The sequence below is a fragment of the Umezawaea beigongshangensis genome, from assembly GCF_016464305.1.
Lineage (GTDB): Bacteria > Actinomycetota > Actinomycetes > Mycobacteriales > Pseudonocardiaceae > Umezawaea_A > Umezawaea_A beigongshangensis.
The window spans coordinates 33,799-52,965 of sequence record NZ_JAEIOJ010000015.1 but is presented as its reverse complement, the minus strand read 5'-3'; the positions used below and the strand labels follow the sequence as shown (position 1 = coordinate 52,965).

General features: G+C 74.0%; 17 protein-coding genes. 12 read left to right on the top strand and 5 right to left on the bottom strand.

Annotated features, from left to right (window positions below; translation table 11 throughout):
- Nucleotides 1-210 precede the first annotated feature (210 nt).
- The 4 genes from IMZ35_RS26855 to IMZ35_RS26840 all read right to left on the bottom strand — a co-directional run bounded on the left by IMZ35_RS26855 (nt 211) and on the right by IMZ35_RS26840 (nt 6,342).
- A complete protein-coding gene (locus tag IMZ35_RS26855; RefSeq protein ID WP_199443986.1) occupies nt 211-1,905 on the bottom strand; it encodes a serine hydrolase domain-containing protein in 1,695 nt (564 codons plus the stop codon).
- A 7-nt stretch (nt 1,906-1,912) separates the two neighbouring features.
- Nucleotides 1,913-3,154, bottom strand: a complete 1,242-nt coding sequence (locus IMZ35_RS26850) for an exo-beta-N-acetylmuramidase NamZ family protein (RefSeq protein ID WP_199443985.1) — start codon at nt 3,152-3,154, stop codon at nt 1,913-1,915.
- Between the two features lie 5 nt (nt 3,155-3,159).
- The gene (locus IMZ35_RS26845; protein WP_438816901.1) at nt 3,160-5,016 is read right to left on the bottom strand and encodes a glycoside hydrolase family 3 protein; all 1,857 of its coding nucleotides are present in this window, start codon (nt 5,014-5,016) and stop codon (nt 3,160-3,162) included.
- A 498-nt stretch (nt 5,017-5,514) separates the two neighbouring features.
- Entirely contained in the window at nt 5,515-6,342 is an 828-nt protein-coding gene (locus IMZ35_RS26840) for an HAD-IB family hydrolase (RefSeq protein ID WP_199443983.1), read from the bottom strand.
- 527 nt (nt 6,343-6,869) lie between these two features.
- Here IMZ35_RS26840 and ssd point away from each other — a divergent pair.
- From ssd to IMZ35_RS26800, 8 genes are all read left to right on the top strand, one after another.
- Complete coding sequence (gene ssd, locus IMZ35_RS26835) at nt 6,870-7,928, top strand: septum site-determining protein Ssd (RefSeq protein ID WP_307868842.1); 1,059 nt, start codon at nt 6,870-6,872, stop codon at nt 7,926-7,928.
- The gene (locus IMZ35_RS26830) at nt 7,925-9,085 is read left to right on the top strand and encodes a TadA family conjugal transfer-associated ATPase (protein WP_199443981.1); all 1,161 of its coding nucleotides are present in this window, start codon (nt 7,925-7,927) and stop codon (nt 9,083-9,085) included. Before ssd ends, IMZ35_RS26830 begins: the two co-directional genes overlap by 4 nt.
- Nucleotides 9,082-9,891, top strand: a complete 810-nt coding sequence (locus IMZ35_RS26825; protein WP_307868841.1) for a type II secretion system F family protein — start codon at nt 9,082-9,084, stop codon at nt 9,889-9,891. Before IMZ35_RS26830 ends, IMZ35_RS26825 begins: the two co-directional genes overlap by 4 nt.
- On the top strand, nt 9,888-10,448 hold the full coding sequence (locus IMZ35_RS26820; RefSeq protein ID WP_199443980.1) for a type II secretion system F family protein: 561 nt from the start codon (nt 9,888-9,890) through the stop codon (nt 10,446-10,448). The genes IMZ35_RS26825 and IMZ35_RS26820 overlap by 4 nt, the downstream gene beginning before the upstream one ends.
- A gap of 41 nt (nt 10,449-10,489) precedes the next feature.
- Complete coding sequence (locus tag IMZ35_RS26815) at nt 10,490-10,669, top strand: DUF4244 domain-containing protein (protein WP_199443979.1); 180 nt, start codon at nt 10,490-10,492, stop codon at nt 10,667-10,669.
- A complete protein-coding gene (locus tag IMZ35_RS26810; protein WP_199443978.1) occupies nt 10,666-11,004 on the top strand; it encodes a TadE family type IV pilus minor pilin in 339 nt (112 codons plus the stop codon). The genes IMZ35_RS26815 and IMZ35_RS26810 overlap by 4 nt, the downstream gene beginning before the upstream one ends.
- Nucleotides 11,001-11,345 carry an Rv3654c family TadE-like protein gene (locus tag IMZ35_RS26805; protein ID WP_307868839.1) on the top strand — a complete coding sequence of 115 codons (345 nt, stop codon included), beginning with the start codon at nt 11,001-11,003 and terminating at the stop codon, nt 11,343-11,345. The genes IMZ35_RS26810 and IMZ35_RS26805 overlap by 4 nt, the downstream gene beginning before the upstream one ends.
- Before the next feature lie 242 nt (nt 11,346-11,587).
- Entirely contained in the window at nt 11,588-12,187 is a 600-nt protein-coding gene (locus IMZ35_RS26800) for a bifunctional DNA primase/polymerase (protein ID WP_199443977.1), read from the top strand.
- On the opposite strand, the gene IMZ35_RS26795 is transcribed toward IMZ35_RS26800, so the two are convergent.
- On the bottom strand, nt 12,157-14,580 hold the full coding sequence (locus IMZ35_RS26795) for a DEAD/DEAH box helicase (RefSeq protein WP_438816900.1): 2,424 nt from the start codon (nt 14,578-14,580) through the stop codon (nt 12,157-12,159). The genes IMZ35_RS26800 and IMZ35_RS26795 overlap by 31 nt on opposite strands.
- Before the next feature lie 184 nt (nt 14,581-14,764).
- On the opposite strand from IMZ35_RS26795, the gene IMZ35_RS26790 reads away from it, so the two are divergent.
- The 4 genes from IMZ35_RS26790 to IMZ35_RS26775 all read left to right on the top strand — a co-directional run bounded on the left by IMZ35_RS26790 (nt 14,765) and on the right by IMZ35_RS26775 (nt 19,120).
- Entirely contained in the window at nt 14,765-17,062 is a 2,298-nt protein-coding gene (locus tag IMZ35_RS26790; protein WP_199443975.1) for a sodium-translocating pyrophosphatase, read from the top strand.
- A 114-nt stretch (nt 17,063-17,176) separates the two neighbouring features.
- The gene (locus IMZ35_RS26785; protein ID WP_199443974.1) at nt 17,177-17,773 is read left to right on the top strand and encodes a hypothetical protein; all 597 of its coding nucleotides are present in this window, start codon (nt 17,177-17,179) and stop codon (nt 17,771-17,773) included.
- A 94-nt stretch (nt 17,774-17,867) separates the two neighbouring features.
- A complete protein-coding gene (locus IMZ35_RS26780; protein ID WP_199443973.1) occupies nt 17,868-18,485 on the top strand; it encodes a hypothetical protein in 618 nt (205 codons plus the stop codon).
- Between the two features lie 50 nt (nt 18,486-18,535).
- Nucleotides 18,536-19,120 carry a hypothetical protein gene (locus IMZ35_RS26775; RefSeq protein ID WP_199443972.1) on the top strand — a complete coding sequence of 195 codons (585 nt, stop codon included), beginning with the start codon at nt 18,536-18,538 and terminating at the stop codon, nt 19,118-19,120.
- Nucleotides 19,121-19,167 lie beyond the last annotated feature (47 nt).

The following is a 19,167-nucleotide window of genomic DNA, read 5'->3' as shown; positions in this document are numbered from 1 at the left end:
GGGACTGGAGTCCGTGTAATCGGCGTCAGTTCGGCTGGACACGTCGGAAACTTACTAACCGTTCTGCTCAAGGTCAACGCACAGTGGGCGTAACTCACCCCAATTGTGTGTAACTATCACTCGTAAGAGCCCATGCAATCACACGCCGTGGACAAAACGCGCATAATGGGGATATTTCAACGACATTACTGGTAATGCGGAGCGATGCACTCACCGATGTGCGGGTGACCATCCCACGGCCGTGAGAGCCTGCGGCTCGCGCTCCGCGTCCAGCAGCAGACCACGCCCCCCGACGACGCGGATGCCGTCGAGGTACACGCCGCGTCCGCCGTACCCGGCGCCCCGCGTGTAGACCCAGCGCAGCTGACCCGCCGGTGCCCGCGCGGTCACCGGCACCCAGCGGCGCGTCCCGGCGCCGGACAGCGCCAGCACCTCGCGCCCGTCGACGTTCAGCGGCACCGGCGTCCACGCCGCGCCGTCCGCGCTCGACTCCAGCACCACGCCGTCGCCCTCGTCGAGGTCGACGAACGCGTCGAACGACACCCGGCCGGAGCCGTGCAGCTCCCGCGTCGTCAGCGTCGCCCCGGTCGTGGTCGGCGTCCACGCGTCGTGCCCCTGCCGCGCCCGCACCGCCATGGACCTCGCCAGCCCGTCCGCCACGGCGCGCCGCGCCGGGTTGATCGAGCCCCAGGTCCGGCTCGGGTGCACCCGGTTGGTCAGCAGGACCGCGATCGACCGCGACAGCGGGTCCAGCACGAGCGTCGTCCCCGTGTACCCGGTGTGCCCCGCCGAGCGCGGCGACGCCAGCGCGCCCATGTACCAGCGCTGGTCCAGCTCGAAGCCGAGGCCGTGGGAGTCCTGCGGGAACGCGGTGTTGTAGTCGGTCAGCATCTTCTCGACCGACTCCTGCCGCAGGACGCGCCGCCCCGCGTAGCTGCCGCCGTTGAGCACCGCCTGCCCCAGCACGGCCAGGTCGCGCGCCGTGGAGAACACCCCGGCGTGCCCGGCGACACCGCCGAGCGACCACGCGTTCTCGTCGTGCACCTGACCGCGCACCATCCCGCGGGCCGGCGTCGTCTGGAACTCCGTCGCGGCGATCCGGTCGAGCTTCGCGACGGGCGGGTTGTAGCCGGTGTCGGTGAGGTTCAGCGGGGCGGTGATGCCGTCGCGCACCAGCACGTCCAGCGGGGAGCCGCTCACCCGCTGCACCAGCACGCCCAGCGTGATGAGGTTCAGGTCCGAGTACACGTAGGTCGTGCCGGGCGTGGCCTGCGGGGCCACCTCCATCACCGCCGCGATGCGCGCCGGCACGTCCGGCCAGTCGCTCCACAGCGGCAGGAACGGCTCCAGCCCCGAGGTGTGGGTCAGCAGCTGCGTCACCGTGATGGCGTCCTTGCCGTTGACGCCGAACTCCGGCAGGTACCGCGACACCGGGGCGTCCAGGTCCACCCGCCCGGCCTCGACCTGCTGCATGACCGCGATCGACGTGAACAGCTTCGAGATCGACGCGAGGTCGAAGATCGTGTCCTGCGTCATCGGCACCCGCCGGTCGGCGGGCAGCTCCGCGGCGGTGCCGTCGGAATAGCGCACGGCCCAGCCCGCCGCCTCCTGCCCCACCACGACGCCCTCGTGCGCCATCAGCGTCACCGAGCCCGCGTACAGCGGGTGCCCGGTGGCCGGGTCCGGCTCGGTGAAGGCGCGCACGCGGCGCAGCGCCTCGTCGAGCGGGCCGGGATCGAGTCCGGCGGACGCGGGCGTGCCGGTCCGCACCGTCGTCCACGCCGGGGCGAACCCCGCGTGCGGCGCGTCGAAGCGGCCGGGAGCGGAGCCGGGGGCCGCCGACGCCCCGGCCGACACCAGGGCGGTCGCCGTCAGGGCGGCGGTGATGAGTGCAGGGATTCGCATCGCGTCCTCACCGGTAGCGCAGATGGGGCTGACGGGTCTTCTCGAAGGCGGCCAGCTCGCCGCTCCACGCACCGACGACCTCGTCGGTCCCGGCGCCCGCGTCGACCATGTGGCGCAGCCGGTCGGAGCCGCTGAGCTTGTCGATCCAGTTGTCCGGCCGCCAGCCGAACCGATCGGGGTACAGGGCTCGCGCGGTGACGATCATGGCGACGGTCGCGCGGATCGCGTCGAAGCGCGCCGGGTCGGTCAGGTGCAGGGCCACCCCGCCGCACTGCTGCCCGGCGAACTTGCCGAACACGGGGTTGAAGTACGTCTCGCGGAACCGCACGCCCGCCAGGCCCAGGGTGTTGAGCCGCTCGGCCCACCGCCAGTCCAGCCCCGGTGCGCCGATCGTCTCGAACGGCCGCGTCGTGCCCCGGCCCTCGGAGAACACCAGCCCCTCGAACAGGCAAGTTCCGGGGTAGACCAGCGCCGTGTCCCTGGTGGGCACGTTCGGGCTCGGCGGCACCCACGGCAGGCCGGTGTCGAGCTGGTCGCGCCGCCAGCCGCGCACCGGCACCACGTCCAGCTCCGCCACCCGGCCGCCGTCGGAGGGCAGGAACTCGGCGTCGAACAGCGACGCCAGCTCGCCGACGGTCATGCCGTGCTGCTGCACGATCGGCTTGCGGCCGACGCCCGTGGCGTGCGCGGGGTCCAGCTGCGGGCCGCGCGCCGCGCCGCCGACCGGGTTGGGCCGGTCGAGCACGACCACGGCCGCGCCGGTCAGCGCCGCCGCCTGCATCGCGGTGTAGAGCGTCCAGACGTAGGTGTAGAACCGCGCGCCGACGTCGGCGACGTCGAACACCACGGTGTCCACGCCCGCCCTGGTGAACCGCTCGGCGAGCGCCGCCGCGCCGAGGCCGTGGGCGTCGTACACCGGCAGGCCGGTGCGCGGGTCCGGCTGGTCGTGTTCGGAACCACCGGCCTGCGCGGTGCCGCGGAAACCGTGCTCGGGGCCGAAGACCGCCACCGGCGGCACACCGGCGGCGACCATCGAGTCCACCACGTGCGTCTGGTCGCGCAGCACGCCCGTCTGGTTGGTGACGACGCCCGTCCGGCGTCCGGCCAGCGCGCGCCAGCCGTCGCGGGCGAGCGACTCGGCGCCGGTGACGACACCGCGCTGCCGCGGCGGGTCGGCTCCGGCGGACCCGCCCAGCGCCGCCGCCGGAGCCGCGAGGGCGCTCGCCGCCAGGAGCTGCCTGCGGTTCATCCCCGTCACCAGCTCAGGCCGTGACCGAAGGGGTACGGGGTCGGGCCGGGCACGTCCACCGGCAGCTTCCCGGCGGGCGTCACCTCCCCGAACAGCACGTCCACCAGGGAACCGACGACCACCGGGCTGTAGGAGCAGGTCGTGAGCCAGGTCCGCGCCGAGGTGTGCGCCACGTCGTAGGGGTTCTGCACGGCCACCGCGACGACCCGCTCACCCGACGCGACCAGCGCGTCCACCAGCTTCTGCTGCGCGGGCTGCCGGTACAGGTTCGAGGTGAGCACGACGACCGCGTCCACCTGACCGGCCGCCGCCGCGGCGGCCGCGATCTGCTCGTCGGTGGGGGCCGTCCCCGTCGTCAGCCGGGTGGCCGGGGACCCGGCGGAGGTCAGCTCCGCCGCCAGCGCCGCGCCGGTCGTCTCACCCCACCCGGTGACCAGCACCGAGCCGGGCCTCGTCGCGAACGGGGCCGTTCCGGAGTCGTTGCGCACGACCGTCACCGTGCGGTCCGTGATCTCCTTCGCCGCGGCCAGGTTCGCCGGCGTGCCCACGACGCGGTCGACGGCGGCCTCGTCCACCAGCGGCGTGCTCAGCACACCGCGCAGCAGCTTCATCCGCAGGACGCGCAGCACGCTCGCGTCGACGCGCTCCTCGGTCAGCTCACCGCCCCGCACCGCGTTCACCACGCTGGTGATGGCCAGCTCCAGGTCCACCGGCATCAGGAGCTGGTCGACACCGGCCTTCAGCGCCAGCACCGGGATCTCCGCGTCGGAGTGCAGCTTCCGCACGCCCTCCATCTCCAGCGCGTCGGTGACGACGACGCCGTCGTAGCCCAGCTCCTCGCGCAGCAGGCCCGTGACGACGGGCCGGGACAGCGTGGCCGGGTCGCCGGACGGGTCGATCTGCGGCATCTGGATGTGCGCGGTCATGATCGAGTCGACGCCGGCGGCGACGGCCGCGCGGAACGGCGGGGCGTCCGTCTGCCTCCACTGCTCGACGCTGCGGTCCACCTGCGGCAGCTCGGTGTGGCTGTCCTGCTCGGTGTCGCCGTGACCGGGGAAGTGCTTCGCGGTGGCCGACACGGTCCGCGCCGGCACGCCCGTCTCGTAGCCCCGCACCTGCGCGGCGACGAACTCGGCGGTCAGCGCGGGATCGCTGGAGTAGGAGCGGACCCCGATGACCGGGTTGCCGGGGTTGGAGTTCACGTCGGCGTCCGGCGCGAAGTCCTGGTTGACGCCCATCGCGCGCAGCTCGCGGCCCGTGATGGCGGCGGCGCGCTGCGCGTCGGCGGTGGACCGGCCCGCGCCGAGCGCCATGTTGCCGGGGAACTGCGTCGCGGGCGGCCCGATGCGGGTGACGATCCCCATCTCCTGATCGGTGGAGACGGTCAGCGGGACGTGGCTGCCGCTGCGCAGAGCGGCGCGCTGGAGCCCGTTGGACAGCGCGGCGACCTGCCGCGGCGTGTCGATGTTGTCCCGCGTGGCGTTGTTGAAGTAGACGACCCCGCCGGGGTGGAACTTCCGCACCACGTCGGCCGCCGTGTCCACGCCGAAGTCCCGCTGGTTGCCGGGGTGGACCTCGTCGGCGGACTGCCCGTGCACCCACGTGACGAAGAGCTGGCCGACCTTGTCCTCCAGGGACATGTGCCGCAGCAGGCGGGACGCGGCGGCCGACGCGTCGAGGGGCGTCGGCGTCGCGTCGGACTCCGCCACCGCGCTGCCCGGCGTCACCGCCAGGGCCGTGGTCAGGACCGCCGCGAGCAGCGGGCCGGCGATCGGGCTGCTGAGCCGGGGCACGGCGCCTCCCAGACGAGTGTGAAAACTTTTCACGATCAGGAAGAACTTCCCGCACGTCACCCACGTCACCCACGTGACTCCGGCGGGTCGACGGGTCGCGCTGAGTGGCATTCTGCCCCGCGAAGCGCCTGTTGTCCGGTGCGAGCGCCGTAGTCCCCCCGTCTGGGGGCGTGAAAAAGGGGCGGTGCCCCGCGGATCGTGACCCCGGGGGCACCGCCCTCGCGCGGACGACCGAGTTACCAGGCGTGCAACTCATGTCGTACAGATCTGGCCTCGGCGTCCGGCGTCCCGGTACGCAGGCCCTAGACGACCAAGCCTCCCGCGGCGTGCTGCGCGTGGGTGCTCGGCGTCCGCGCACGGAGCTCTGTCGGGGTGAACGGTGCTTCTCCTCCGCTCCGTCCCTGGCCGACCCGAAGTCCGCACCTCATTTGTACGTCGTGGCGCGCATCACATCAAGGTCTCGGACGAGTGCACCGGTCAAGGCACGGTGAGTAGCGGTTGGTGCTGTCTGCCAGGGGTTTTCGCCTCCGGTACCGCCGAGCGGGCGGCGGTCGTGCACGGGAGCGTTCAGCTCCTGCGGCGGCGCCTGATGCCGTACCAGGCGGCACCGGCCGCGGCCGCCGCGCCGAGACCGATCGCGGTCGCCGCGACGGTCGCCCCGGACGGCGTGGGGATGCGCGACCGCAGCGGCACCGGGTCGGAGAACGTGAGCACCGGCCAGCCGCGCTGCGCCGCGATCTTGCGCAGTCCCCGGTCCGGGTTGACCACCGTCGGGTGACCCACCAGCTCCAGCAGCGGCAGGTCCGTCACGGAGTCGGAGTAGGCGAAGCTCCGCGACAGGTCGTAGCCGTGCTCGGCCGCCAGCTCCCGCGCCGCCACGGCCTTGTTCTCGCCGTAGCAGTAGAAGTCGACGACACCCGAGTAGCGGCCCTCCGTCACGGCCATCCGCGTGCCGACGCTGTGCGTGGCGCCGATCATGCTGGCGATCGGCGCCACCAGCTCGTCGCCGGAGGCGGACACCACGACGATGTCGTGCTCCTCCTCCTTGTGGTCGGCGACCAGCTGGGTGGCCTCCTTGTAGACCAGGGGGTCCACGATGTCGTGCAGCGTCTCGTCCACGATCGCGCGAACCTGCTCGACGTCCCAGCCCTCGCACAGCGCGGTGATGTGCGCGCGCATCCGGTCCATCTGGTCGGCGTCCGCGCCCGCCAGCATGAACACGAACTGCGCGTAGGCGCTCTTGAGCACCGCGCGGCGGTTGATGAGGCCCTCGCGGAAGAAGGGACGGCTGAACGCGAGCGTGCTCGACTTGGCGATGACGGTCTTGTCCAGGTCGAAGAACGCGGCGACTCGGCTGCCTTGCGCGGACTGCTCGCCGCTGCCTGGATCGGTCACCCGGCAAGCTTAGGTGCGCACCCGCGGTCCGCGTGCTGGCCCCTGGTCCGCCCGCGGACGCGGCGGGGCGTCTCCTCCGGACGGGATCGGACCGCGACCGATCGGAGACTGCTGGGGGTCTTCTCCGGTGAAGAGACGCACGGGGTGGCCCGAGGGGGATACAGTAGGAGGGTCCGGTTCGCCGGACGGGTTCAGTCCGACCCCCCGGGACTGAACCGATGACGACCCCCGTCCCTCCCCCCTGGCGGGGGTCGTCCCATGTCCGGGGTCGGTCGAGCCCTGCTCCCGCACCCCGTTTCCGAGGCTCTTCCGCGCCCGGCGAGCCCGTGCGAGCGCCCAACCCCCCATCCTCTCGCGGGGGTCCGACGATTTCGGCGATCCCCCTGCGGGGGAGCCGGAGCTGTCCACAGCCCTCGATCTGTCCACATGTCGATCATGAATGCTTGTGGTGTTGGTCACGAGGTTCCACGGTGGTCACGGCCCCGCGCTGCTCCGGCGGGGCGTGCCGAACGCCGAGGGAGAACACCGTGGACGACGAGACGCGCCGGCCGGTGGCGCTGGTCGACGACGACGCGCTGCTGGACGACGTCCTGCGGCTGGCCGCCGCCGCGGGCTGCGCCGTGGACCGCGTGCCGGACGTGCCCGCACTGCGCGGAGCGTGGAGCACGGCGCCGCTCGTGCTGCTCGACGCGCTGGCCGCCGCCGCGGTCGCCGGGGCGGAGCTCCCCCGGCGCGCGGGAGTCCTGCTCGTGGGAACCGGTCCGCCGGAGGACGACGTCTGGCAGCACGCCGTGGCGCTCGGAGCCGAACGCGTCCTCGACCTGCCCGACGCCGAGGAGTGGCTGGTCGAGGCGTTCGCCGACGTGCTCGAACACCCCGGCGGAGCCGCGGGGCGGGTGCTCGCGGTGCTCGGCGGACGCGGTGGAGCCGGCGCCTCCGTGCTCGCCGCCGCAGTCGGCCGTGCCGTGCTGCGCTCCGGCGGACGCGCCCTGCTCGTCGACTGCGACCCCCTGGGCGGCGGACTCGACCTCGCGCTCGGCGTCGAGGGCGAGACCGGGCTGCGCTGGCCGGGACTGCGCCTGTCCGGCGGGCGCGTCGCGGCGTCCGCGCTGCGCTCGGCGCTGCCGGGCGGGTCCGGCGGACTGACCGTCCTGTCCTGCGACCGCGACGGACCGGGCCCCGAACCCGACGCCGTGGCCGCCGTCGTCGAGGCGGGCAGGCGCGGCGGTGACACCGTCGTGTGCGACCTGCCGCGCCAGCTCACCGACGCCGCGTGCGCCGCGCTGGACCGCGCCGACCTGTCCGTCCTCGTCGTACCGGCCGAGGTGCGCGCCTGCGCCGCCGCCGCCCGCGTCGCCCGCCGCGCGGCGGAGCGCGGAGCCCGGCCGCGGGTGCTGGTGCGCGGGCCGTCCCCCGGAGGGCTGCGGTCCGAGCAGGTGGCAGCGGCGATCGGCCTGCCGCTGCTCACCTCCATGCGGCCCGAACCGGGCCTCGCCTCCGCGCTCGACCGCGGCACGTTCCCCGACCGCTCCGGCGGACCGCTCGCCACGGCGGCCGTCGCCGTGCTGAGGGAGCTGATGTCGTGAGCACCCCCGAACTCGTCGACCGGGTGCGGCGCAGCCTCGCCACCAGGGGGCAGCGGATCACCCCGGCCGTCGTCGCCGACGCGGTGCGCCGCGAAGCCGGAGGTGTCCTCGGCGACTCCGACGTCCTGCACGCCCTGCGCGTGCTGCGCCAGGAGTTCGTCGGCGCCGGACCGCTGGAGGACCTGCTGCGCGACCCCGGCACCACCGACGTCCTCGTCACCGGGCCGGACGAGGTGTGGGTCGACGGCCGCGACGGCCTGCGCCGCACCGGCGTCCGCTTCCCGGACGAGGCGTCCGTGCGCCGCCTCGCCCAGCGCCTCGCCGTCGCGGCGGGCAGGCGGCTGGACGAGGCCGCGCCCTGCGCCGACGGCTGGCTGCCCGGCGCGGCGATCAGGGTGCACGCCGTCCTGCCGCCCGTGTCGGCCACCGGCACCTGCCTGTCGCTGCGCGTGCTCCGCCCGGCGGCCCACGACCTCGACGCGCTGCGCGACCTCGGCACCTTCGACCGCGCCACGGCCGCCCTGCTGCGGGCGATCGTCACCGCGCGGCTGGCGTTCCTCGTGGTCGGCGGAACGGGTTCGGGCAAGACGACCCTGCTGGCGAGCCTGCTCGGCTGCGTCCCGCACGACCAGCGCGTCGTCTGCGTCGAGGACGCCGGTGAGCTGCACCCGGACCACCCGCAGGTCGTCCGGCTGCTCGCCAGACCGGCCAACGTGGAGGGCGCGGGCGAGATCACCCTGCGGCAGCTGGTGCGCCAGGCCCTGCGCATGCGCCCGGACCGGATCGTCGTCGGAGAGGTGCGCGGAGCCGAGGTCGTGGAGCTGCTCGCCGCCCTGAACACCGGCCACGACGGCGGCGCGGGCACCCTGCACGCCAACTCGCCGGCCGAGGTGCCCGCCCGGCTGGAGGCGCTGGCCGCGCTCGGCGGTCTGGACCGGGCGGCCCTGCACAGCCAGGCCGCCGCCGCGCTCCAGGTCGTGCTGCACGTGCGACGAGGACCGGGAGGCACCAGGGAACTCGCCGAGATCGGTGTGGTCCGCCGCCGCGGCGACGTGCTGGAGGTGGCGCCCGCCCTGCGGCGGGGGTCGGGCTGGCAGGAAGCGTCGGCCGACCTGCTGGGCCTGCTGGCCGAGCGCGGCGCGGAGGTGTCCCGGTGACGGCCGGGACGGCGTCGGCGCTGGTGGCCGCGGCCCTGCTGCTCGTGCCGCGCGCCCCCGCGCCGGTCCGGGTGCGGATGCTGCTCGGCGGCGAGCGGCGCACGGCGCCGCGGCGGTTCCGGCTGCCGAGACCGGGTGGGGCGCTCGCCGGGCTGCTGCCGGGACTGCTGCTCGGTCCGGCGGGCGGCCTCGCCGGAGCCCTGGTCGGAACCGTCGTCTGGCGCGGGTGGCGCGGGCGGGCCGCCGACCGGGCTCGGCTCACCGCCACCTCCGCCGTCGCCGCCGGGCTGGGCGCGCTCGTCGCCGAACTCCGGGTGGGCGCCCACCCGGCGACCGCGGCCCGCGGTGCGGCACAGGACGCGCAGGTCCCCGCCGGTGAGGTGTTCGACGTGATCGCCTCCACCGCCGAGCTGGGCGGTGAGGTCGACGCGGCCCTCACCGACCTCGCCGCGCGGCGGCCCGCGCTGCACACCGCGCTCGGCGGGATCGCGCGGGCGTGGACGCTGTCCGCCCACCACGGGGTGCCGCTCGCCGACGTCCTCGACGCGGTCCGTCACGACCTGGACCGCCGCGTCGCGTTCGCGGCGCAGGTCCACGCCAGGATGGCCGGGCCGAGGGCCAGCGCCGCCGTGCTCGCCGGGCTGCCGCCGCTCGGCGTGCTCCTCGGCGAGATCGGCGGAGCCGCACCGCTGCGGGTCCTGTCCTCCACCACCGCCGGACAGGTGCTCCTGGTCCTCGGCGCGCTGCTCGTCTGCGCCGGACTGCTGTGGAGCGCGCGGCTCACCGACCGGGCGGTGCCGTCGTGACCCTCGCCCTGCTCGCCGCCGCGCTGGTGCTGCTGCCCGCCGCCCGCCCACCCCTCGGGCGGCTGCGTCCCCCGCCACCGGCACCCCCGCCGTGCCGCGCGCCGCCGCGCACCGACGAACCGCTCGTCCTCGCCGGCGGGTGGGACCTGCTCGCCGCGTGCCTGAGCGCCGGGCTCCCCGTGGCCACGGCGGTGCGCGCGGTCGTGCCGGCCCTGCCGCCGGACGCCGGAGCGGTCCTGCGCCGCGTCGGGGACCTGCTGGCCCTCGGCTCGGACCAGGTGACCGCCTGGGCGCCGGCGCTGGAGCACCCGGCCACGGCCCCGCTCGCGCGGGGAGCGCGGCGCACCGCCAGGTCGGGGACCGCGCTGGCGGGGTTCGCCGCCGACCTGGCCGTCCGGGTGCGCGCGGAGGCGGACGACCGGGCCGAGGCGGTCGCCCAGCGGGCCGGGGTGCTCGTCGCCGCGCCGCTCGCCGCCTGCTTCCTGCCCGCGTTCCTCTGCCTCGGCGTCGTCCCGGTCGTCCTCGGTCTCGCCGAGCGCTTCACGACCACCTGGTGACACCCGATCAGGTGTCACCCCCCGAACGAATGGAGATCGACATGTTCCGCAGGACCAGGCTCGTCCTCGCCCGCGACACCGGGACGAGCACGGCCGAGTACGCCATCGGCACGCTCGCCGCCGCGGCCGTCGCCACCGCCCTGTACGTGGTGCTCAGCGGCGACACCGTCGCGTCGGCGCTCGCCGACCTCGTGCAGCGGGCGCTGTCGGTCCGGACGTGAGGGACGACCGCGGCGCGGTGACGGTGGAGGCCGCCGTCGCGGTGTGCGGCATCGTGCTGTTCTTCACGCTCGCCGCGTCCGGGTTCGGCGCGGTGCTCGACCAGCTCCGCTGCACCGACGCGGCCCGCGAGGCCGCCCGCCTCGTCGCCCGCGGCGAGGCGGGCCGCGCCGGACCGGTGGTGGAGCGGATCGCGCCCGGCGCGGCGCTGCGCGTGCACGTGCACGGCGACGAGGTGGAGGTGCGGGTGAGCGCCGGGCCGGTCAGCGCTCTCCTGCCCGGCGTGGCCCCGGCCGCGACCGCCCACGCCGTGCTGGAGCCGGGAGCTGCGCCGTGATCCGGGACGATCGCGGATCGGCGACGGTGTTCGCCGTCGCCGTCCTCGCCGTGCTGTTCTCCCTCGTGGTGCTCGGCGTGCGGGTCGGGGAGGCGGTCGTGCTGCGGCACCGGGTGACGGCAGCCGCCGACCTGGCCGCGCTCGCCGCCGCGGGAGCCCTCGCCTCCGGCGGCGGTGGGGAGGAGGCGTGCCGCCGGGCGCGGTGGGTGGCGGAGCGGACGGGGGCGGCGCTGGACTCCTGCGCGGTGAGCGGACGGGAGGTGACGGTCGCGCTGTCCGCTCCTCTCGCGGGCGTCGGCACGACCAACGCGAACGCGCGTGCAGGCCCGGCTGAAGCGTGAGATCCGCTCGACGCGACGAACGGTCGTCGTCACACGGTGAGCGGACTCACAACCCCCCTGTTCGTGGGATGGGCCGTTCGGTCAGCGGAAGTCGACCGTTCTGCCGCTCGTTCACCCGACCTTCGTTCGCCGTTCCAGAGCTACCAGTTGCCGACCGGGGGTTACCCGAGCCCCCGTCGATGTCGTTAGTTGGAGTGGCAGCACCGCAGCGGTGCGGCGAACGGACGAGGAGGCGACAGGACATGGATTGGTCGGACAGTTGGCGCGGGGCCTTCCGCATCGAGCTCAGGGCAGAGGCTGTGAGCCTCGCCTGGCGCGGCTGGCCCGTGATGCCGGGAACTGCTCCGACCGGTACCGACGAGATCCCGGTTCCCGTGCACGCCGACTGGCAGGACCGGGTCGGCACCGCGAAGCCCGAGGAGGTCGCCACCTGGTGGGCCGGCAACACCCACGGCCTGCTGCTCGCCACCGGCCGCGTCGTCGACGCGATCGAGGTGAGCGCCGACCTCGGCCGCCGCGCCGCGACCGCGCTGCGCACCATCGGCATCCCGGTGCCGATCATCGCCACCCCGTCCGGCCGCTGGATGTTCCTCGTGGCGTCCGGCCGGGAACTGCGGGCCGAGCTGGCCGCGCAGGACGACGTCCGGCTCTTCGCGGCCGGTGACCACATCGCGCTTCCCCCCACTCCCTTCCAGCACGGTGTCGCGCACTGGCGCGTGAAGCCACAGATCTGCGGCTGGAACGCTCCCGCGTCGGACGTCGTGCAGGACGCACTGGTCGAGGCCGTCCACGACCAGGTGCTCAGCGGTGCTCAGCGGCTCGTCGCCGCCGAGTCCGTCTGAGAGTTCAGGACCAGGCCGTGCTGGGCGTCGGTTCCACCCGCTCCGACAGCCCCCAGCACGACGTCCAGCACGGCCTTTCCACCCGCCTTGTCCAGCGGATCGTTGCCGTTCCCGCACTTCGGCGACTGAACGCAGGACGGGCAGCCAGCCGGGCACGCACACGATGCGATCGCCTCCCGAGTAGCGACCAGCCACGGGACAACAGCGGCAAAGCCGCGGTCGGCAAAGCCGGCTCCCCCGGGATGACCGTCGTGCACGAACACCGTCGCCTCCCCGGTGTTCGGATGCAGGGCGGTCGATACCCCGCCGATGTCCCACCGGTCACAGGTCGCGAAGAGCGGTAGCAGGCCGATCGCCGCGTGTTCGGCGGCGTGCAGCGCGCCGGGGACGCGCGCCGGATCCAGACCGGCGCCCCCCGGCGCGCTGCCGCTCAGCAGCTCGTCGCTCACCGTGTACCAGACGGCCCTGGTGAGCAGCGTCTGCGCCGGAAGGTCCAGGACGACCTGGTCCAGCACCCGGCCCGACGGCAGCTTCCTCAGGTAGCCCACCACCTGCGAGGTCACCTCGACCTCGCCGAGACACACCGACACGCCGTCGAACTCGCGCTTCTCCAGCGTCCGCACCACCGCGATGTCGATGACGTCGCGCGGTGTCGTCGTCCACTCCGGATCCTCGTCGTGCACCACGGCCAGTCCGCTGTCCAGGTCGAGCTCGTCCACCACGTACGACCTGCCCTGGTGCAGGTACACCGCTCCGGGGTGGACGGACCAGCACGCCGAGCCGGGGTCGACGGTGCCCAGCATCCGGCCGGAGTCGCCCTCCACCACCACGATCTGCTCGCCACCCGACCCCCGGATGTCGACTCCGGCGTGCGGCCGGTCGTGCGACGTCCAGTACCAGCCCTGCGGACGCTTGCGCAGCAGCTTCTCCGCCACCAGGTCGTCCAGCACGGCGCGGGCCACGTCCCCGCCGAACTCGGCCAGGCAGTCGGGCGTCAGCGGCAGCTCCGCCGCCGCGCACGCCAGCTGCGGGCCGAGGACGTACGGGTTCGCCGGGTCCAGCACGGTCGCCTCGACCGGCCGGTCCAGCACGGCGGCCGGGTTGTGCACGAGGTAGGTGTCCAGCGGGTCGTCGCGCGCCACGAACACCACCAGCGCCCCGTCGCCCGAACGCCCGGCCCGCCCGGCCTGCTGCCAGAACGACGCCAGCGTGCCCGGGTACCCGGCCACCACGACGGCGTCCAGCCCGGCGATGTCCACGCCCAGTTCCAGGGCGTTCGTCGTCGCCACCCCGAGCAGGTCACCGGTCGACAGCGCCCTCTCCAGGGCGCGGCGCTCCTCCGGCAGGTACCCGGCGCGGTAGGCGGCGACCCGCTCGACCAGATCGGCGTCCACTTCGGACAGGATGCGGCGCGCGCCCAGCGCCGTCAGCTCCGCTCCGCGCCGGGAGCGCACGAACGCGAGCGACCGCGCACCCTCGACGACCAGGTCGGCCAGGACGCGGGAGGTCTCCGCGCCCGCCGACCTGCGCACCGGGGCGCCGTTCTCCCCGGAGACCTCGTCCAGCAGCGGCGGTTCCCACAGCGCCACGGTCCGCGCCGCGCGCGGTGAGGTGTCCTCGGTGACGGCCACGCACTCCGCGCCCAGCAGCCGGGTGGCGGACGCGGCCGGTTCGGACACCGTCGCCGAGGCCAGCACGAACACCGGGTCCGCTCCGTACTTGCGGGCCACCCGGCGCAGGCGGCGCAGCAGCAGCGCCACGTGCGAGCCGAACACGCCCCGGTAGGAGTGGCACTCGTCGACGACCACGAAGGACAAGCGGCGGAAGAACCCGGCCCAGCGCGAGTGCTGGGGCAGCACCCCGCGGTGCAGCATGTCGGGGTTGCTGAACACCCAGTTGGCGTGGGCGCGCACCCAGTCGCGCTCGGCCGTCGGCGTGTCGCCGTCGAACGACGCGGCCCGCACGCCGGCGAGGCCGAGTTCGCGGATCGAGCGGAGCTGGTCGGCGCCGAGCGCCTTGGTGGGGGACAGGTACAGGGCGGTGGAGCGCGGTTCGTCGAGCAGGCGGCTCAGCACCGGGAGCTGGTAGGCCAGCGACTTCCCCGAGGCGGTGCCCGTCGCCAGCACGACGTGCCGCCCGGAGTTCGCCAGGTCGGCGGCCCGCACCTGGTGCGACCAGGGCTCGGGCACGCCGTGCTCGCGCAACGCGGTCACGACCTCGGGCGACGCCCACTCGGGCCACGGCGCGGTCTGCGCGACACGCCCGGCGAGATCGCGGACGTGGGTCAGGGGCGACTCGCCCGCCGGCACGCCGGCGAGCACCCGCTCCAGCAGGCGTCGGCCCCGCTCGGCCGCGTCCTCGTCCACCACGCACTTCAGCTTTGCACACGGCACCGGCGAGGACGCTCGCATAACGGTGTGTGCACGGATCGCGACAGATCAACGATCTTGAGCGCTTTACCCATAGACTCCCGCAATTGCACCTGAATGAGGGGTGTGTCACGTTGCGTCGGGGCCGACGCGCGGCTGGCCGGCTCCTGGCGTGGTCGAACAGGCAGAGTTCACACCAGGAGGACGGATGTCCCGGCAGTTCCTCGCGGAGGGTCTAGAGCTCTCCGGAGGTGATCGCGGTGTCGTCGCCGTGGTCGCCGTTGTCGCCCTCGCGGCCCTCGTCATCGGTTACGTCCTGCTCCGGGAGGTGCTGGCCGCCGGCCAGGGCACCCCGAAGATGCAGGAGATAGCCAAGGCCGTCCAGGAGGGTGCGGCGGCATACCTCAACCGCCAGTTCCGAACGCTCGCGATCTTCGTCGTGATCGTGTTCGTGCTGCTGTTCCTGCTCCCGGCGGACGACCTCGGCGAGAAGATCGGCCGTTCGCTGTTCTTCATCGTCGGCGCCCTCTTCTCCGCGAGCATCGGCTACCTCGGCATGTGGTTGTCGACCCGCGCGAACGTGCGCGTCGCCGCCGCGTCCAAGGAGGCCGGAGGCCGCGAGAAGGCCACCCGCATCGCCTTCCGCACCGGCGGCGTGGTCGGCATGATGACCGTCGGCCTCGGACTGTTCGGCGCCGCTGTCGTCGTCCTGGTCTACGCGGGCCAGGCCCCGAGGGTCCTGGAGGGCTTCGGCTTCGGCGCGGCGCTCCTCGCGATGTTCATGCGCGTCGGCGGCGGCATCTTCACCAAGGCGGCCGACGTGGGCGCCGACCTCGTCGGCAAGGTCGAGCAGGGCATCCCGGAGGACGATCCGCGCAACGCCGCCACCATCGCCGACAACGTCGGCGACAACGTGGGCGACTGCGCCGGCATGGCCGCGGACCTGTTCGAGTCCTACGCGGTCACCCTGGTGGCGTCGCTGATCCTGGGCACCGCCGCGTTCGGCACGCAGGGTCTGCTGTTCCCGCTGATCGTGCCCGCCATCGGCGTGCTCACCGCCGTGCTCGGCGTCTACACGACCAGGGCGCGCGCGGGGGAGAGCGGCCTGTCGGCCATCAACCGCTCCTTCTACGTCTCCGCGATCGTCTCCGCCGTGCTGTGCACGGTGGCCGCGTTCGTCTACCTGCCGTCGTCGTTCGCGAACCTCGACGGCGTGTCGGAGGAGATCAGGGGCACCAGCGGCAACCCGGCGCTCGTCGCCGCCGTCGCCGTGATCATCGGCATCGCGCTCGCCGCGGTCATCCTCAAGCTCACCGGCTACTACACCGGCACCGAGCACAAGCCGGTCAAGGAGGTCGGCGAGACCTCCAGGACCGGCGCGGCCACGGTCATCCTGTCCGGCATCTCGCTGGGCTTCGAGTCGGCCGTCTACACGGCACTGGTCATCGCCGCCGCCGTGTACGGGGCGTTCCTGCTGTCCGGCTCGGTCGTCGTCGCGCTGTTCGCGGTGGCCCTGGCCGGGTGCGGCCTGCTGACGACCGTCGGCGTCATCGTCGCGATGGACACCTTCGGGCCGGTCAGCGACAACGCGCAGGGCATCGCGGAGATGTCCGGCGACGTCGACGGCGAGGCCGCGCAGATCCTCACCGAGCTGGACGCGGTCGGCAACACCACCAAGGCCATCACCAAGGGCATCGCCATCGCCACCGCGGTGCTCGCCGCGACCGCGCTGTTCGGCTCCTACAAGGACGCCATCACGCAGGCGCTGACCGAGGTCGGCGGCGCGTTCGACGACTCCGAGTTCGTGTCGTTCGCCCCGAACGTCCTGGTCGGGCTCATCATCGGCGCCGCGGTCGTGTTCATGTTCTCCGGTCTCGCCGTGAACGCCGTCACCCGCGCCGCGGGCGCCATCGTGTTCGAGGTGCGGCGGCAGTTCCGGGAGAACCCGGGCATCATGGACGGCACGGTGAAGCCCGAGTACGGCCGCGTCGTCGACATCTGCACCAGGGACTCGCTGCGCGAACTGGCCACCCCCGGCCTGCTCGCCGTGCTGGCGCCGATCGCCGTGGGCTTCGGCCTGGGCGTCGGTCCCCTCGCGGGCTTCCTGGCCGGCTCCATCGCGACCGGCACGCTCATGGCCGTGTTCCTGGCCAACTCCGGTGGCGCCTGGGACAACGCGAAGAAGCTCGTCGAGGACGGCCACCACGGCGGCAAGGGCTCCGAGGCGCACGCCGCCACGGTCATCGGCGACACCGTCGGCGACCCGTTCAAGGACACCGCCGGTCCCGCGATCAACCCGCTCATCAAGGTGATGAACCTGGTGTCGGTGCTGATCGCGCCCGCGATCGTGCTGTTCTCCGTGGGCGACGACGCCTCGTCCGGCGTGCGCACGGGCATCGCGGTGCTCGCCGCGCTGATCATCGTCGCGGCGGTCGTCGTGTCGAAGCGCCGCAGCACCAAGATCGCCGACACGCCGGTGGAGGCGGCCAGCAGCGGCACCGTCTGATCCACCGATCACCACCCGAGGGGGCGTTCCCACCGCGGAGCGCCCCCTCGGCGCGTCCGGGGGCGGGTAGTTTCAACGGCACGACAACCGCGACTCCGACCGCAGGGAGACGACATGCGCTCGCGTTCGTTCGCCGCGCTCACCGGGGCCGCGCTGGCCGCGGCCGCGCTGGCCGGCTGCAGCGGTTCCGACGGTGGCGGCACCCCGGCGAGCACCACCGCGTCCAGCACGGACGGCGCGACGGTCGCCTACGTCGACGGGGTGTGCGGGGCGGTCACCTCGTTCGCCGGGGCGTCCTCCACGGCACCGCAGCTCGACGCCGCCGACCCGGAGAAGCTCAAGAGCGAGATGGCCGCCTACGTGGGCCGGATGTCCGACGCGTTCGCCACCACCGCCGACCAGCTGAAGCAGGTCGGCGCGTCGCCGGTCGCGGGCGGCGACGAGGTCGTCGCGAAGCTCACCGACACGTTCAGCCGCCTCTCCGGCACGTTCGCCGACGCCAGGACGGCGGTGGAGAAGGCCGACGCGAACGACCCCAGCGGCGGGCTCCAGGTCGCGGGGGAGGCCATCGCGGCGCTCACGGAGCTGGCCGATCCGCTCAAGGAGGTCCAGGCCGTGCCCGAGCTCCAGGACGCCTACGAGAAGGCGCCGAAGTGCCAACAGCTGGCCAAGCTGGACGAACTGCCCGGCAGCGCTGCCCCCACGTCCTGATTTCACTCTTCCGGGTGGTAACCGGACCGGGGTGGGGAACCCCGTCCGGTCGTAGGCCCCTCCCCTCAGCACCAGACGGAACTGGAGATCTTCGATGAGGCAACGCCTCGCCGCAGCGGGTGCGCTCACCGCGGCCGCCGCACTCGCGCTCACCGCGTGCGGAAGTTCGCCCACCCCCACCGCCGGCGGCTCGCCCAGCGCGTCGCCCACCCCCACGCCCTCGACCGGCTCGGCCGCTCCGGCCGACCCCGCCGTCGCAGCCTGGAGCGACGCGTTCTGCGGCGGCATGGTCAGCGTCATCACCGGCGGCAAGGAGCTGGAGGGCCGCCTGAGCAGCGCCACCCCCGACCCGGCGGCGCTCACGCGGTCCCTCACCACCTACGCCGACACCACCGTGGCGTCGCTGCGCGACACGAAGTCCCGGCTGGAGACCCTCGGCGCACCCGGCCCGGAGATGCAGGAGCTGCACGCCAGCGCCCTGTCCGCCTACGACGCGGGCGCCCAGCAGGCCGAGCAGGTCGCGACCAGCGTCGCCGCCCTCGACGGGACCGCCCCCGACTTCGGGACGAAGGTGCTCACCGTCGTGACGCAGATGGCCGACTTCAGCACCGTGCAGGCCGCCATCACCAGCGTGCTGACCGACCAGAAGATCGCCGCGCAGCTCGACTCCTCACCCCAGTGCGTCACCCTGAAGGACCTCGCCGGGGCGTGACCCCCGGCGAACCGTGACACAGGTCGAACACCTGTTCTACCCTGGGTGACGTGGGGCAGCTGTCCTTCTACTCGGCCGAGGCACGACCTCCGGACCTGGCCGACCTGGGCGGGCTGCTGTGCGCGTCCGGCCAGGTCGTCGGCTTCGCGCGCGGCAGGGCCGCCAAGGTCTCGGTCGCCGTCGAGGACCGGTGGCGTGCCGTCGCCCTCGGCGCGGCCCTCGCCGAGCGCGGCGTCGACGCCGCCCTGTCCTCCTCCGAGGACGGGGCGCTCGTCGGCACCGCGTTCCGCACCGACCTCGCCGCGCTGGCGGCGGCCTGGCTGCGCGGCACCACCAAGGTCGTGCCGCCCGGTTTCGAGGTGAACGGCGCCGTGCTGCGCCTGTGGGCGCTCGCCGCCGGCCGCTGGACCGACACCGCCACCGGCTACCTGCTGGCGCTCGACCCGGCCGCCCCCGGAACCCACGAACCCCTCGGACACGCCCTCGGCGCATCCGGTCTCCCCGTCGCGCCGGTGATCGCCCCGACCGGGGGACCGGCGCTGCGCATCACCGGCCGACGCCGCCTCGCCAGGCTCGCTGAGCTGGTCGGGAGTGCTCCGAGCGGAGCCTGCGGACGCACCTGGCCGGCCGCCTAGCCGGTCCTGCCAGCGGGTGATCCTGGACGGTTGTGTCACTCTGTCTC